The organism is Streptomyces sp. NPDC127595 (assembly GCF_042671685.1).
Lineage (GTDB): Bacteria > Actinomycetota > Actinomycetes > Streptomycetales > Streptomycetaceae > Streptomyces.
This window is the reverse complement of sequence record NZ_JBHXWK010000003.1, coordinates 505801-521882: the sequence shown is the minus strand read 5'-3', so window position 1 is coordinate 521882 and position 16082 is coordinate 505801. Positions and strand designations below refer to the sequence as shown.

Below are 16082 nucleotides of genomic sequence, written 5' to 3'. Positions count from 1 at the left end.
AGCGCTGAAAAACCGTCAGACCCCCTCTACCCAGGGCCTATTCACCCCCTCCGTGTCGACATATCACTTCAGCGTGTTGCCGACATGTGACATTCTGCGGCTACCGCGTTTGCCGCGGCCTCGCCTCCGGTATTCAGGTGGAGGCTGCGTTCCTCCGACGGGAGCGTCCGCCGCGACCGTCCGCGACCCAAAGGGGGTGGCATGTCCGCAGACCAGGGCAGCTCGAAGGTGCTCACGCTCACGAAGAGCGAATCCGCGCCCGACGTGCTTCATGATGTCCCGGCCCTTCCGGCCCCCGATGCCGCTCCGGCCGCCCAAGCCGCCCCGGCACCAGCGACCTCAGGGGCGATCGACACCCGCACCCTGTCCCGCTCCCTGTTCCTGCGGCTCGCCGCACTGGGCGAGAACAGCCCCGAGCGTGCCTACGTCCGGGACACCCTCATCGAGCTCAACCTCCCGCTCGTCCGGTACGCGGCGGCACGCTTCCGCTCCCGTAACGAGCCGATGGAGGACATCGTCCAGGTCGGCACGATCGGCCTGATCAAGGCGATCGACCGCTTCGACTGCGAACGCGGCGTGGAGTTCCCGACGTTCGCGATGCCGACGGTCGTCGGCGAGATCAAGCGGTTCTTCCGCGACACGTCCTGGTCGGTGCGCGTCCCGCGCCGCCTCCAGGAGCTGCGGCTCGCCCTCACCAAGACCAGCGACGAGCTCTCCCAGAAGCTCGACCGCTCGCCCACCGTCGCCGAACTCGCCGTCGCACTCGGTGTGTCCGAGGAGGACGTGGTCGACGGCCTCGCGGTCGGCAACGCGTACACGGCGTCGTCCCTCGACTCACCGGCCCCCGAGGACGACGGCGGCGAGGGCTCCCTCGCGGACCGCCTCGGCTACGAGGACACCGCACTGGAGGGCGTCGAGTACCGCGAGTCCCTCAAGCCGCTGCTCGCCAAACTGCCGCCCCGCGAGCGCCGGATCATCATGCTCCGCTTCTTCGCGAACATGACCCAGTCGCAGATCGGCGAGGAGGTCGGCATCTCGCAGATGCACGTCTCCCGGCTCCTGACCCGGACGCTCTCACAGCTCAGGGAAGGGCTCATCTCGGACTGAGTCGACTGAACCTGAACGGCCCGCGGGACCGGTATACCGGCGAACCGGTCGGCCGGGCCCGAGGGTTCATATTTGACGGAGCGTCAGTCACACTGTCGCGATGCCGCGTCGACAGTCGATTCGTGTGATCCGTGCGATCCGTGCGATCCCTGCGATCCGTGTGATCCATGTGATCCATGTGATTTGTGGTCGCCGAGGTGCCCTTGTGGGTGCCTCGGCGGCTGTCGTGTGTCTGGCGAGCGCGCTCGTCGCCTGCGGCACCGGGAACGGCGGGGGCGGCGGGGGCGGTTACGTCGCCGTGCAGCACCCCGCGTCCGGCCCGGCGGTGGCACCCACGGGGGACGTGGAGTTGATCCCCCTGAACCCGGACCCTCCGCCCGAAAGCGCCAAGGGTGCGGCGGGGAGCGGGACTTCGGGCACGACGGACACCCGGGATGGCGGAAGCGGCACGCCCGCACCAGAGACGGGGACTGCGAGCGACGCCCCCCGAGGCGGACGTACGACCTCACCGGGCGACGCGGACTCCGGCCCTGCGGACGGGAGTTCCGGCTCGGGAACCCCAACCGGTGCACCCTCTACGACTCCCGCGGTTCCCGTGACGCCCACGACTCCCGCGACTCCCGCGGTTCCCGTGACGCCCACGACTCCCGCGACTCCCGCGGAGCCCGGGCCGGCCGCACTCACCGTCGGCACCCCGGAGCGCAAGACTGCGGATCAGCGGTGGTGCGAGCAGGTCACCGTCTCGTTCCGCAACACCGGCGGTACGACGGTGCGTTCGGGCACGGTGACCTTCGGGACGCACATCATCGGGGCGCTGGGGATCGACTGGGCGACGATCGAGTCCGACGAGGAGTTGCCGACGCCGATCGCCGCGGGTACGGAGCGGACGAAGACCTGGACGGTGTGCGTCGAGGCGTGGCGCGTGCCGCTGGGTATGCATGTCGAGACGCGGGACGTGTCCGTGGACTGGACGTAGCGCCTGCTTCCGCGGGTGTCCACGCGTGAGATGGACGCTGCCCGGCGGCGCGTGTGGTCCACGCGTGAGGCGGATGTCGCCCGGCAGCGCGCGTCGCCCACGATTGAGGGGCTGTCGCCCGGCAGCGCGTGTCGTCCACGCCTGAGATGGATGTCGCCCGGCAGCGCGCGTCGCCCACGATTGAGGGGATGTCGCCCGGCGGCGCGCGACCCCCGACGCCACGAGCGGCAAAGGGCGCCCGCCGCGTCGGCGACCGGTACGGCGTTCTACATGAGTGCGAGCCAGGCCACCGCGGCCACGACCGCGACGGCGAGGACGACTCCGATGATCAGACCGATGCGGGGGCCCGCCGGAGCGGCCACCGCCTGCTGTTGCCGGCCCTGGGGGGCCTCGTCGACGAATGCGCGGAACATCTGGGTGCTTCCCGCGGGGTCGTGGTTGCCCTCGGGGCCCTGGGTGTTTGCCATGGCCCAGGACACTAGCGAACGCGGGACGGTTGCCCAAGTGCGGGGGTTCGGCCCCTGGCCCTCCGTGGTCTGCGCGATGGCCGGAAAGGCCCGCCCTGGCCCCTACTCCCACCTGCGAGTTTACGTTCGCCAACACTTGCCTTTGCCAAGGTTTTAGGGCGCGATCCTCCGATTTAGTTTGCCTGTAGCAACCAACCTATTTATGGTTGCCCAAAGCAACGAATAGAGGAGGGGTGATGGCCGAGCAGGCGCAGTACGAGGAACTGGCTCGTCAGCTCAGCGCCATCGGTGCGGTGAAGAGGGACCTGGCGCGGACCCTGCCGCCCGACTGCCCCGCGGGTTCCGCCACCGTGCTGACGCTGCTCGGCCGGTACGGCGAGATGCGCATGAGCAGGCTCGCCGAGCTGCTCGCCGTGGACATGTCGGTGACCAGCCGCCATGTCGCACACGTCGCGGACCGGGGCTGGATCGAACGGTCCCCCGACCCGGCCGACAAACGCTCGCGCATCCTGCGCCTCACCCCCGCCGGGCACGAACGGCTCGACGAGCTGTCCCGGCGAACCTCGCATCTCCTCGCCGACCGGCTGAGCGACTGGTCCGCCCACGAGGTCGGACTCCTCATCCACCTCATGGGCAGGCTGCGCGAGAGCTTCGGCGACTGCCGCACCACCACCCACCGGCTCCCTCCGTCACACGAGGCACGCCAGTCACGCCAGGTACCCGAGGCACACGTGGCAGACGCGGCACCCGAGGCAGACGCGGCACCCGAGGCAGACGCGGCACCCGAGGCAGACGCGGCACACGGCACCACAGCTGACCGACCACTGGCCGCCCACTGATCACCCGTACACCCACATAAGTACGAAAGTACGCAACAGAAGGAAGCCCATGGCTACAACCACACCGTCCGGTGTGCGGGCGCACGCCAAGCACGGAGGTGGGTCCTCCGGATCCGCCGACGGCGCTCCGATGACACACCGGCAGATCATGGAGGCGCTCTCCGGGCTGTTGCTCGGACTGTTCGTCGCGATCCTGTCGTCGACGATCGTCACCAACGCGCTCCCCGAGATCATCGGCGCCCTGGGGGGCGGCCAGTCCGCCTATACCTGGGTCGTCACGGCCTCGCTGCTGGCCATGACCGCGACGACGCCCCTGTGGGGCAAGCTGTCCGACCTGTACAGCAAGAAGGCGCTCGTACAGATAGCCCTCATCATCTATGTGCTCGGATCGGCCGCCGCCGGACTGTCGCAGAACCCCGGCATGCTGATCGCCTGCCGTGTGGTGCAGGGAGTCGGCGTCGGCGGTCTGTCCGCCCTCGCCCAGATCGTGATGGCGGCGATGATCTCCCCGCGCCAGCGCGGGCGTTACTCCGGCTATCTCGGCGCGACGTTCGCGGTCGCGACCGTCGGCGGGCCGCTGCTGGGCGGTGTCATCACCGACACGTCGTGGCTCGGCTGGCGCTGGTGCTTCTACGTCGGTGTGCCCTTCGCGGTCATCGCGCTGATCGTGCTGCAGAAGACCCTGAACCTGCCCGTCGTGAAGCGCGAGGTGAAGGTCGACTGGGGCGGCGCCTTCTTCATCTCCGCCGCGGTCTCGCTGCTGCTGGTCTGGGTCACCTTCGCCAGCGTCAAGTACGACTGGATCTCGTGGCAGACGTACACGATGGTCGGCGGATCGATCCTGCTCGGGCTGCTGTTCGTACTCGTCGAGTCCAAGGCGAGCGAGCCGATCATCCCGCTGCGGCTGTTCCGCAACCGCACCATCACCCTCTCCTCCATCGCCTCGCTCTTCGTGGGCGTCGCGATGTTCACCGGCACGGTCTTCTTCAGCCAGTACTTCCAGCTGGCCCGGGACAAGTCGCCGACGATGTCCGGCGTGATGACCATCCCGATGATCGCCGGTCTGGCCATCTCCTCCGCTGTCTCCGGCCGGGTCATCACCAAGACCGGCCGCTGGAAGTACTGGCTGGTCGGCGGCGGCATCCTGGTCACCGCCGGGCTGGGCCTGCTGGGCACCATCCGGTACGACACGACGTACTGGCACATCGCGATCTTCATGGCGCTGATGGGTCTCGGCGTCGGCATGATGATGCAGAACCTGGTGCTCTCCACGCAGAACCAGGTGGCCCCCGCGGACCTCGGCTCGGCCAGCTCCACCGTGACGTTCTTCCGCTCCCTCGGCGGCGCGATCGGCGTCTCCGCACTGGGCGCGGTGATGGCCACCCGGATCACCGACTACATCAAGGACGGCCTGGCCGGCCTCGACCCCAAGTACGCCTCCCTGGCGGCCGGTTCCAGCTCCGAGAGCACCATCCCGGACGTCGACAAGCTGCCCGCACCGCTGCGCACCGTCGTGGAGAGCGCGTACGGCCACGGCATCGCGGACGTCTTCCTGATCGCCGCGGGACTGGCGCTGCTCGCCTTCCTGGTGACGCTGTTCATCAAGGAGGTCCCGCTGCGGACCTCGGGCGCCCTGGCTCAGGCAGCGGAGGCGGCTTCGCCGGAACCAGCCCCCGAAGCCACACAGCAGCAGCCCACGACCGCCGCCACGTCGGAGAGGGAGAGGGAAAGCACCCCCATGGCGAGCATGTCCACCACACCCATTGGAATTCCGGTACGCGGGTACGTCCGGGGCGCCGAGAGCGCGCCCGTGCCGCAGGCCGCGGTGACGCTGATCTCGCTGGCGGGACGGCAGTTGGGCCGCTCGGTCTCGCAGGCCGACGGCGGCTACGCCGTGGACGCGCCCGGCGTGGGCAGCTATGTCCTGATCGCCTCCGCCGACGGTTTCCAGCCGCAGGCCTCGACGGTCCTCGTCAACGAAGGGCCGGTCACCTACGACATCCTGCTGAGCGGCACGAGCGGCCTGAGCGGTGTCGTACGGGCCACGGAGACCGGCACCCCGGTCAAGGACGCCATGGTCATCGTGACCGACGTGCGCGGTGACGTGCTGGCCACCGGAACCAGCGGTGAGCAGGGCGAGTTCGCCTTCGCCGAGCTCATCCCGGGCTCCGTGACCGTCGCGGTCAACGCCGCCGGACACCGGCCCGTGGCCCTGCCCGTCGAGGTCGGCGGCGCGGGCGTCACCCGGGTCGAGGTCGAACTCGCCTCGGGTGCCCTGGTCCAGGGTGTCGTACGGGCTCAGGGCAGCCCGCTCGGCGACGCACGGGTCACGCTGGTGGACGCGGCCGGCAACGTGGTCGGCACCGCCAGGACCGGCACGGACGGCGCGTACGCCTTCACCGACCTGGACGGCGGCGAGTACACGGTCATCGCGACGGGCTACCCGCCGGTGGCCACCGCGCTCACCGTCAACGGCCGCGGCGTCGACGCCCACGACATCGAACTCGCCCACCCCGGCGAGTAACCGAACCCGGCCCGTGGGGCGCGCCCCGAGCGGAGGCGCGCCCCACGGGCCGGACTCTTCTGACCAAAGCTGCAGGGAGAAAACGGGATGGGACTGACCGCAAGGATCCGTACGCGCGACGGATGGGCCGTATCGCACGCGGTTGTCACGCTGACCGACATGACCGGCGCCCAAGTACTGCGCGCCGAGGCGGACATCGAGGGAGCCGTGCGCGACGCGACGCCCCTCGCTCCCGGCGCGTACACCGTGATCGTCACGGCGGTCGGCTACGCGCCCGTGGCCTCCAGCGCCCTCGTCACGGCGAGCGGCCGGGCCGAGATCGGCAGCGTGATCCTCGCCCGCCAGGGCGGCACGGAACTGCCGCCCCCCGGCCTCTGGACCGTCGACCCGGCGCACTCGTCCGTCGGCGCCGTGGCCCAGCACCTGGGCATCTCCAGCGTGCACGGCCGTTTCACCGACTTCGCGGCCCGGATCGAGATCGCCCCGGACGAGCCGGCCAAGTCCCGTGTCGAGGCGGTGATCAAGGCTGCCTCCATCGACACCGGCAACGCGATGCGCGACGAACACCTCAAGTCCCCGGACTTCCTGGACGTCCTCGCGTACCCCGAGATCACCTACCAGTCGACGGACCTGACCACCGCGGGCTCCGACCGCTGGACCGTCCACGGCGAACTGACCATGCACGGCGTCGTACGCCCGGTCGACCTGGACCTGGCCTACCTCGGCACCGGCGCCGATCCCTGGGGCGGCACCCGCGCGGCGTTCCGCGCCACGGCCGACCTCCACCGCGAGGACTTCGCGATGAACTACAACCAGATCCTCCAGGCAGGCATCGCGGCCATCGGCACCACACTGAAGGTGGAACTGGACATCCAGGCCCTACAGGGCGAATCCCTCCCCCAGACATAGGAACACCAGGGACAGCCAGCCGGCCACCCCAGGCTCTAGGCTGCGAGCCATGGCACCGAACACCGCAACGAACACCCCCGTATCCCGCGAACAGCTCCTGGACTTCGTACGTCCCCGCCATCGCGCCATCCTGCTCACCCGCCGCGCCGACGGCAGCCCCCAGGGATCCCCGCTGACCTGCGGGGTCGACGACTCCGGCCGCATCGTCGTCTCGACGTACCCCGAACGCGCCAAGACCCGTAACGCCAAGCGGGACGAGCGGGTCAGCCTGATCATCCTCAGCGACGAGTGGGACGGCCCCTGGGTCCAGGTCGACGGCACGGCCGAAGTCCTCGACGTGCCCGACTCCGTCGAGCCCCTCGTCGAGTACTACCGCAACATCGCCGGCGAGCACCCGGACTGGGACGAGTACCGCGCGGCGATGCTCAAGCAGGGCAAGTCGATCATCCGGGTCACCCCCGAGAAGTGGGGCCCGGTCGCGACCGGGGGCTTCCCGGCCCGCCTGGCCCCGCAGGACGAGAACTGACCGCACCGGACAACGCACCCGCGGCCGCCCACCGGCGGGAGGGGCCGTGTCGGTACATCAAATGCCCGCATCCGAATGGATCCAGCCCCACGGTCACTGACAAACCCCAGTCGATCCGTTCGGATGCGGGCGGATGTACCGGCGCGGCCCCGACCCACCGACCGGCCGTAGGCGCGCACGGTCAGCCCCGCAGTCAGCCGCCCCGCGCGACCATCTCTTCGATCCCCGCGATCAGCATCTCCAGCGCGAACCCGAAGTCCCGCTCCCGCATCTCCTCGACGGTGTCACCACCACGCGCCTCCAGGAGATCCGCGGACCGCTCGAAGTGCTCCGCGAACTGCGGCTGTTCGCTGATCGTGCTCATGGCCTGGCGGTGGTACTCGTCCTGGCTCATCCCCGCCGAGGCGCACCGCTGCACGAAGTGACCCTCGATCGTGCCGAACCCGTACACGAACTGGAAGACCGCAGAGAGCGCGCCCATCTGCCCGTGCGGAGGAAGCCCCGTCCTGCGGATCAACTCCTGCACGCGGAGCGAGAAGGCCATGGAGTGCGGCCCGATGTTCAGGAAGGTCCCGATGAGCGGGGACACCCAGGGATGGCGCACCAGCAGCGCCCGGTAGCCGCCGGCCAGGGCACGGAGCTGATCCCGCCAGTCCTCGCCCGACTCCGGGTCCGGCAGCTCCAGTTCCCCGAACACCGCGTCGAGGGCCAGTTCGAGCAGATCGTCCTTGGTGTCGACGTACCAGTACACGGACATCGCGGTGACGTTCAGCTCGGCGGCCAGTCGGCGCATGGAGAACTTGGCCATCCCCTCCGCGTCGAGCAGCCGCACCGTGACCTCGGTGATCCGGTCCCGGTCGAGCCCCGACGGCTGACCGCCGCCACGGGGACTCCCACCGCCCCGGTGGACCTTGCCCTCCAGCCAGACACTGGCCCGCGCCGGACGCTCGGCCCGGTCGGCTGCCCTCACCATGGCGCACCTTCCTCGGAACTCAAGTGGGCCCGGAACTCTCGGATCCGCCCCTTCTTGATGATGCTAAGCGTGCGTTACGCGGAAACCGCCACAGCCGATTCTCCCCTCTCGGCCCGCCGCAGCAACGCCGCCGCCAGCAGTCCGCCGAGCAGGACGGAGACCGCACCCACGAGCCGGCTGGTCTCGAGCCCCGCCGAGAACGCGTCCGTGATCCGCCTCCGCTCGTCCGCCGAGCCGGCCGACGCGAGCGCCGTGGGCAGCGAGCTCGCGGCCACCGGAACCAGCGCGGCGAAACGGAAGTTGAGGACCGCGCCGAGCACGGCGGCACCCAGACCGTTGCCGAACTCCGCGAGCGTGCCGTTGATTCCCGCGCCGACGCCCGCTTTCTCCCGGGGTATCGCGCTCATGATGGCGTGCGCCATGGCGGGGTTGGCGATCGCGCAGCCCACGCCGATCAGCGGCAGCCCGAGCAGCGTGCCGCCGTACCCGTCCGTGGCCGGCGTCGCGATCGACACCGGGCCGGCCGACATCAGCAGCATGCCGAGCGCGATGGACACCGGCGTCCCGAGCTTCGCCTCCACCTCGCCGTAAGGCCCGAGAAGTTCAGCACGACGACCGCGAGAGCGAGGGGCGCCACCCGCACCCCGGCCTCCAAGGGCCCGTAGCCCACGACCAATTGGAGGTGCTGGGTCAGCAGAAAAAGCGCCCCGCCCATACCGAAGGTGATGAGCACCGCGCCCTCGACGGCGCCGGTGAAGCGCCGGTCCCGAAAGAAGTGAAGATCAAGCATCGGGTACGGGATCCGACTCTCCCAGTAGGCGAGGAGGACAAGCACCACCACCGCACCCCCCGCCATGACCAGCACCCGGCCCGAGGTCCACCCGTGCTCGGACCCGGAGATGATCGCGTACACGAGCGCGCTCATTCCGACGGTGGAGAGCAGCGCACCGAGAAGATCCGGCCCCCGCTCCCCTCTCGGGTTCTTCGACTCCGGTACGAGGGCCACCACCGCGACGAGTCCCAGCGCCACGGCCGGCAGATTGTCGAGGAAGATCGCGCCCCACCAGAAGTGGTCCAGCATGAAGCCGCCGAGAAGGGGCCCCGCCGCGAAGCCGAGTGCGTTGACGGCGCTCCAGATGCCGATCGCCTTCGGCTGTTCATCGGGCGTGAAGATCTGCATGGCGACGGCGAGGGTGGTCGTCAGCAACAGCGCACCGCCGACACCCATACCCGCCCGCGCGGCGATCAGCTGCCCGGCGGAATCGGCGCCCGCGCCGAGCTCCCGGTGAGGGAGGGGATCGCGACGTTCAGCACGGTGTTGTCGAGCAGCACGGTGAGCTGGGCAAGACAGATGACGCCGAGGATGAGCCAGAGCTGGGGGTGTCCTTGGGGGGTTTGAGCGAGGGACATGCTGTACACCGCAGAACTACTCCTGTACGGCGTACAACAGGCGAGCCGTCGGCCGACGCACGAAAAGGCGGTGGCCCGGAGCGAACGCCCCGGACCACCACCCACCCAGAAGGACCCGTCAGCTACTGCTGGTCGGCTGCGTCAGGTCGTAGAAGGTGGCCGAACCGACGGTCACCTTCGTGTAGTTGGCCTCGACCCAGGTGGTGATCTGGGAGGAGGTGCCTTCACTGCCGCCACCCATGGCGCCACCCCCTGTCGAGCTGGAGATGAAGTAGTGGATCTTGCCGTCGGCCACGTACTGCTGGAACTGGGCCAGCGTCGGCGACGGGTCGGTGCCGTTGAAGCCGCCGATCGCCATCACCGGGTCGCCGGTGGCGAGCTGGTAGTTGGCGGAGTTCTGGGCACCGATGGCCGCGGCCGCCCAGGTGTAGTCGTCGGCGTTCTTCTGCAGCAGGTCCTTGGCCTCGTCGGTGACGGTCGCGCCGTTGAGCAGGCCGGCCGCGCCGCCACCGCCCATGCCGCCTCCGGCCGCACCGCCACCGCCCGCACCACCCTGTCCCTGCTGCTGGGTGTTGCCGTTCGCGCCACCGCCGGGGAAGCCGCCACCACCGGGGAAGCCACCACCGCCACCGGTCGGGGGCTGGCCCGTGGTGCCACCCTGCTGGTTCTGGCCGGGCATGCCGCCACCACCGCGCATGCCACCGCCACCGCCACCGCCTCCGCCGAACCCGCCCCTGCTCGCGCCCGCGGGACCGGCCGTCACGATGGACCCGGTGTGCCCGGTGTTCACCGTGCTGAGCGTGTACGCCGTCGGTCCCGCGACCGCGGCCACGAAGCTCAACGCGGCTGCGGCGAGGGCCAGTTGACGGCCCAGCTTGGCCACGAAGATCAGACCGAGGGCGCCGACCAGACCGCCGACGAGGACCAGCCACTTGAGCCAGGGCAGGTAGTCGGGGGTGCGGTTGAGGAGGACGTACCCCCAGGCCGCGGTCGCGGTGACCGAGGCGGCGAGGGTGAGCGAGGCCCAGATCTTGGCGCGCTCCGCCCACAGCGCCGTCGCGCCCATACCGACCAGGGCGGCGATGTAGGGGGCCAGGGCGATCGTGTAGTACTGGTGGAAGATACCGGCCATGTAGCTGAAGATCAGCGCGGTGATCAGCAGCGCGCCGCCCCAGGCGAGGAACGAACTGCGCACCAGGTCGGTCCGCTTGGCCTTGCGGCTGAGCACCAGGCCCGCGACGAAGAGGATCAGCGCGGCCGGCAGCAGCCACGAGATCTGGCTGCCGATCTCGTCGTTGAACATCCGGTCCCAGCCGGTCGCGCCCCAGCGCCCGGTGCTACCGGCGGCACCTCCGCCGACACTGCCGGCCTCGTCGCCGCTGAGACGGCCAAGTCCGTTGTAGCCGAAGGTCAGTTCAAGGAAGGAGTTGTTCTGCGAGCCGCCGATGTACGGTCGCGACGACGCCGGCCAGAGCTCGACGATCGCGACCCACCAGCCGCCGGAGACGAGCAGCGCGAGCGTCGACCAGCCCAGCTGCACGAACCGCTTCTTCAGCTTCACCGGCGCGCAGACCGCGTACAGGATGGCGAGCGGCGGCAGGATCAGGAAGGCCTGGAGGGTCTTCGACAGGAAGGCGAAGCCGACCGCGACACCCGCCCAGACCAGCCACTTCGTACGGCCGTCCTCCAGGGCGCGGATCACGCAGTAGACCGTGACGGTCATCAGCAGCGCGAGGATCGCGTCCGGGTTGTTGAACCGGAACATCAGCGCGGCGACAGGAGTGAGCGCGAGCACCGCGCCCGCGATCAGACCCGCAGCGGGGCTGAAGCGGCGGCGCACGGCCGCGTACAGGACGCCGACCGTGGCGACGCCCATGAGCACCTCGGGAACGAGGATCGCCCACGAGCTGAGGCCGAAGATCCGTACCGACAGCTCCATCGGCCACAGCGAGGCCGGCGGCTTGTCGACGGTGATGGCGTTGGAGGCGTCCAGCGAGCCGAAGAAGAAGGCCTTCCAGCTCTGGCTGCCGGCCTGGACGGCCGCGGAGTAGAAGGAGTTGGCGTAGCCGGAGGCGCTCAGGTTGTACAGGTACAGGACGGCGGTGACGACCAGCAGGCCGAGGAACGCGGGGCGCGCCCAGCTCGGGTCCTCGGGCCGGCCACGCCAGACACGGCGCGCGAAGGGCTGCTTGGGCTCACCGGAGTCGGGGGAGGCGGTGGGCACGACCGGCTCGTGTACAGCCGTCGAGGCCGCCGGCCCCGCCGAGGGATCCGCGGTACCGGTGGGGGGATTCGCTCCCCCCTGATAGCTCGTATCGGACTGGGTCGTCATCGCGCGTTCCTCGGATTCGGATCGTCGTCGTACGGGCGTGTCGCTTCCAACTGCATGGTCGCGTCCCCGTAGGTGCGGTCCGCGGCTTCGCCGGCGCGGAACTGGTCTGTGTCGTACGGGGACTGGGGCGGCGGCACGTGTCCAAGACCCTGGTGCCCCTGGTAGTGCCCCGGAGCCGCTGTCGAGTAGGTGGGCGAGGCCGGGTGGTGGCCCGCCACGACGGGGGAGGGCGTCTCGTCGCGCCGGTCGGGGAAGACCCAGGCCCGGAAGAGCAGGAAGCGCAGGACCGTGGCCGCGAGGTTGGCGGCGACGAGCACCGCCAGTTCCGTGGAGTGCCCGGGGTCGGTCGTCGCCGCGTTCAGGGCGGCGAGCGAACCGCTGGTGAGAGCGAGGCCGATACCGAACACGACCAGACCCTGGGCCTGGTGGCGGACGGCGCCGCCCCGGCCGCGTACGCCGAAGGTCAGACGCCGGTTGGCGGCCGTGTTGGCGACGGCCGAGACCAGCAGGGCGAGCGCGTTGGCGACCTGCGAGCCCGAGAACATCCGGAAGCCGCTGTAGAGCACCAGGTAGAAGAGCGTGGACAGGGCGCCGACCACGCAGAAGCCGACGAGCTGACGGGCGAGACCCTTGGGTACGTCGGTCAGTTCGCGGTCGCGAGGGTCGTCCCCGAAGGGCCGGGCGAGCCGGTCGAGCGGCAGCGAACCGGTGGCCAGGGCGCGGCCGACCCGCCAGACGCCCTTCAAGTCGTCCGTCGCGGTCTTGACGATGTGGACGGTCGAGTCCGGGTCGTCGACCCAGTCGACCGGCACCTCGTGGATGCGGAGCCCGGCCCGTTCGGCGAGCACCAGCATCTCGGTGTCGAAGAACCAGCCGGTGTCCTCGACCAGCGGCAGCAGCACCTGGGCGACATCACGCCGGATCGCCTTGAAGCCGCACTGGGCGTCGGAGAAGCGCGCTTGCAGCGAACCGCGCAGGATGAGGTTGTACGTACGGCTGATGAACTCCCGCTTGGCACCGCGCACCACGCGCGAACTCCGCGAGAGCCGCGAGCCGATCGCGAGGTCCGAGTGGCCCGAGATCAGCGGGGCCACCAGCGGCAGCAGGGCGTTGAGGTCGGTGGACAGGTCCACGTCCATGTAGGCGAGGATCGGCGCGTCCGAGGCGGACCACACCGTGCGCAGCGCCCGGCCCCGGCCCTTCTGCTCCAGCCGGAAGGCCCTGACTTCCGGTATGTCCGCGTCCAGCCGTGCGGAGACCTGTGGGGTCGTGTCGGTCGACGCGTTGTCCGCGATGGTGATGCGGAACTCGTAGGGGAAGGTGCGCTTGAGGTGCTCGTGCAGTCTCATGACACACGGCTGAAGGTCCTTCTCCTCGTTGTAGACGGGGATCACTACGTCCAGGACAGGCGTACCGGCGGACCCGGCCGGGAGGTGCTCCCGCGCCGGCAGGTTGCCGGGAGAAGAGTCGGTTCGCATGCCAACTACTTTCCTCACGCGCCCTGTTGCGCCCATGTGGTGGCACTGTGCTGCACCTGTGAGTACGTTTGCGAATTTGTTACAGACGTTTCTACCAGCAGCGCAGGCAGATGCAGGGTGAACACCGTACGTCCGGGAACACTGTCGACGGTCACCGCGCCCCCGTGCGCGGACGCGACGGCCTGCACGATGGCAAGGCCGAGACCGGTCGAGCCGGACGAGCGGGAGCGCGAGGTATCGCCGCGCGCGAAACGCTCGAAGACGTGCGGAAGCAGGTCCGGCGGAATGCCCTGACCGTCGTCCTGGACATCCACACAGATCCACGGTCCCTGCTGGCGGACACGTGCCGTCACCGTCGTACCCGGCGGTGTGTGCGTGCGTGCGTTTGCGAACAGATTGACCATCACCTGTTGCAGCCGGGCCGCGTCCGCGAGGACGAGCGCGGGCTCGTCGGGCAGATCCAGGCGCCAGTTGTGGTCACGTCCGGCCGCTCGGGCGTCGCTCACGGCGTCGATGACGAGCGGTACGAGGTCGGTCTGCTCGTACTGCAGGGGACGCCCGGCGTCGAGCCGCGCCAGCAGCAACAGGTCCTCGACGAGGAGGGTCATGCGCCCGGCTTCGGATTCAATCCGGCCCAGCGCGTGCCGGGTGTCGGGCCCGGTCTCCTCACGGCCGCGTCTGGTCAGCTCGGCGTAACCACGGATGGACGCCAGTGGCGTACGCAGCTCATGGCTCGCGTCCGCGACGAACTGCCGTACGCGCGTCTCGCTCTGCTGTCTCGCGTGCAGGGCGCCGTGGATGTGGTCGAGCATCCGGTTGAGGGCCGCGCCGACCTGGCCGACCTCGGTGTGCGGGTCGGCCTCGGACTCGGGGACACGCTCGTACAAGGTGACTTCGCCGCTGTGCAGGGGGAGTTCGGAGACGCGGGTGGCGGTGGCGGCGACCCTGCGCAGCGGGCGCAGGGCCACACTGACGAGCACGCTGCCCGCGATACCGGCCGCGATCAGACCGGCGCCGGTGACGCAGACCTCGACGATGACGAGGGTGCTGATGGTGTTGGTGACGGACTTGGTGGGGATGGCGATGTAGAAGTCGCCCTTGATCCCCGACTGGTACTTGACGCGGTACTGCCCGAGGCCGGGGATCTCCACGCTGTGCACGCCGGTCTTGGACACGGAGCCGAGCGCGGCCGTCTGCGCCTCGGAGAGGGGCTGGGTGTCCATCTCCTGGAAGGTGCCGCTGGTGTCGGTCTTCTCCTGGGAGATGACCGCGTCGGTGATACCGCCGTTCTGCACGACGGCGGCGATGGTGTTCTCCTGGCTGGGCCCCCGGGTGAGGAACTCGAAGGTGTTGTTCTGCGCGTTGTTCTGCGAGGCGGTGTTGCCGTTGGCCCCGGGGAGCTGGTTGTTCGGGGCGTTGGCGGCCGGGTTCCCGCCCCCCGGCTTCAGGGGGCCACCGGTCGCGCGCATCGCGGCTTCGCCGAGCTGGCCGTCGAGCTGCTCGTACAGATGATTCTGCAGCGCGATGGTCGTCACCGTGCCGATCACCGCACAGACCACGGCGATGAGCGCCACCGCCGAGACGACGAGCCGCGTCCGCAGGGTGCGCGGCTGTCGTCCTCGCCTCTTCTGCGCTCGCGGCCGTCGTCGTCCGCTCATGACGCGGCGGGCTTGATCAGATAACCGGCTCCGCGCCGCGTGTGGATCATCGGCTCGCGACCGGCGTCGATCTTGCGGCGCAGGTAGGAGATGTACAGCTCGACGACGTTGGCCTGGCCGCCGAAGTCGTAGGACCACACGCGGTCGAGTATCTGCGCCTTGCTGAGCACCCGGCGCGGGTTGCGCATCAGGAAGCGCAGCAGCTCGAACTCGGTGGCGGTGAGGTGGATGCCCTCGCCGCTGCGCGAGACCTCGTGGCTGTCCTCGTCGAGGGTGAGGTCCCCGACGACGAGCACGGAGTCACTGCGGCGGTCGGCGGCGCCGGAGCGGCGGATCAGCCCGCGCAGCCGGGCCACGACCTCTTCGAGGCTGAAGGGCTTGGTGACGTAGTCGTCGCCGCCGGCCGTGAGCCCGGCGATACGGTCCTCGACGGCGTCCTTCGCGGTGAGGAACAGAACGGGCACGTCGGGCAGTTCACGGCGCAGCCGTCCCAGGACGGTCAGCCCGTCCATGTCGGGCAGCATCATGTCGAGGACGACGGCGTCGGGCCGGAAGTCACGAGCGGTCTGGATCGCCCCCGTCCCGTCACCCGCACTGCGGATCTGCCAGCCTTCATAACGAAGGGCCATGGACAACAGCTCGGTGATCGACAGCTCGTCGTCCACCACAAGCACTCGGACGGGGCTCCCGTCCGGCCTCAGCAGTTCGGTGCGCCCCTGGGGCGAGGTCGTGGTCATAGCCGACACATTGCTCGGCGCCGCTGAGAACATCCTTTCCGGAACCTGTGATTTTCCTGAGAAACGCACAGGCGCCTCTCAGGGAACACCTGGGAGGCGCTCAGCACCCAGGGTGACGGGTTGGTGCTGGAGGGGCGGGATGTTGG

At 69.7% G+C, this 16082-nt stretch carries 12 protein-coding genes and 1 pseudogene; 6 read left to right on the top strand and 7 right to left on the bottom strand.

What is annotated here, in order from left to right; genetic code table 11:
* Positions 1-201 precede the first annotated feature (201 nt).
* Positions 202-1107 (top strand): RNA polymerase sigma factor SigF, encoded by a 906-nt coding sequence (locus tag ACFVKT_RS13350; RefSeq protein ID WP_385730768.1) that lies wholly within the window; start codon positions 202-204, stop codon positions 1105-1107.
* Positions 1108-1738: 631 nt separating this feature from the next.
* Complete coding sequence (locus tag ACFVKT_RS13345) at positions 1739-2083, top strand: hypothetical protein (RefSeq protein WP_385730766.1); 345 nt, start codon at positions 1739-1741, stop codon at positions 2081-2083.
* A gap of 266 nt (positions 2084-2349) precedes the next feature.
* On the opposite strand, the gene ACFVKT_RS13340 is transcribed toward ACFVKT_RS13345, so the two are convergent.
* A complete protein-coding gene (locus ACFVKT_RS13340) occupies positions 2350-2550 on the bottom strand; it encodes a hypothetical protein (protein ID WP_365440558.1) in 201 nt (66 codons plus the stop codon).
* A 236-nt stretch (positions 2551-2786) separates the two neighbouring features.
* Between ACFVKT_RS13340 and ACFVKT_RS13335 the strand changes: the two genes are divergently transcribed.
* The 4 genes from ACFVKT_RS13335 (at position 2787) to ACFVKT_RS13320 (ending at position 7348) form a co-directional block, all read left to right on the top strand.
* Positions 2787-3389, top strand: a complete 603-nt coding sequence (locus ACFVKT_RS13335) for a MarR family winged helix-turn-helix transcriptional regulator (RefSeq protein WP_385730764.1) — start codon at positions 2787-2789, stop codon at positions 3387-3389.
* A gap of 49 nt (positions 3390-3438) precedes the next feature.
* Complete coding sequence (locus ACFVKT_RS13330) at positions 3439-5913, top strand: MFS transporter (RefSeq protein ID WP_385730761.1); 2475 nt, start codon at positions 3439-3441, stop codon at positions 5911-5913.
* A gap of 87 nt (positions 5914-6000) precedes the next feature.
* Positions 6001-6822 (top strand): YceI family protein, encoded by an 822-nt coding sequence (locus tag ACFVKT_RS13325; protein WP_385730759.1) that lies wholly within the window; start codon positions 6001-6003, stop codon positions 6820-6822.
* A 49-nt stretch (positions 6823-6871) separates the two neighbouring features.
* The gene (locus ACFVKT_RS13320; protein WP_385730757.1) at positions 6872-7348 is read left to right on the top strand and encodes a PPOX class F420-dependent oxidoreductase; all 477 of its coding nucleotides are present in this window, start codon (positions 6872-6874) and stop codon (positions 7346-7348) included.
* Between the two features lie 193 nt (positions 7349-7541).
* Here the strand turns inward: ACFVKT_RS13320 and ACFVKT_RS13315 are convergent, their stop codons facing one another.
* From ACFVKT_RS13315 to ACFVKT_RS13290, 6 genes and pseudogenes are all read right to left on the bottom strand, one after another.
* The gene (locus tag ACFVKT_RS13315) at positions 7542-8321 is read right to left on the bottom strand and encodes a TetR/AcrR family transcriptional regulator (protein ID WP_385730755.1); all 780 of its coding nucleotides are present in this window, start codon (positions 8319-8321) and stop codon (positions 7542-7544) included.
* A 74-nt stretch (positions 8322-8395) separates the two neighbouring features.
* Positions 8396-9731, bottom strand: a pseudogene (locus ACFVKT_RS13310) (MFS transporter).
* A gap of 118 nt (positions 9732-9849) precedes the next feature.
* Positions 9850-12063, bottom strand: a complete 2214-nt coding sequence (locus ACFVKT_RS13305) for an ArnT family glycosyltransferase (protein ID WP_385730752.1) — start codon at positions 12061-12063, stop codon at positions 9850-9852.
* Positions 12060-13541: a glycosyltransferase gene (locus tag ACFVKT_RS13300; protein ID WP_385730750.1), complete on the bottom strand. Its 1482-nt coding sequence runs from the start codon at positions 13539-13541 to the stop codon at positions 12060-12062. Before ACFVKT_RS13300 ends, ACFVKT_RS13305 begins: the two co-directional genes overlap by 4 nt.
* A 14-nt stretch (positions 13542-13555) precedes the next feature.
* Positions 13556-15199 carry an ATP-binding protein gene (locus ACFVKT_RS13295; protein ID WP_385730748.1) on the bottom strand — a complete coding sequence of 548 codons (1644 nt, stop codon included), beginning with the start codon at positions 15197-15199 and terminating at the stop codon, positions 13556-13558.
* A complete protein-coding gene (locus ACFVKT_RS13290) occupies positions 15196-15936 on the bottom strand; it encodes a response regulator transcription factor (RefSeq protein WP_266458853.1) in 741 nt (246 codons plus the stop codon). The genes ACFVKT_RS13295 and ACFVKT_RS13290 overlap by 4 nt, the downstream gene beginning before the upstream one ends.
* Between the last annotated feature and the right edge of the window lie 146 nt (positions 15937-16082).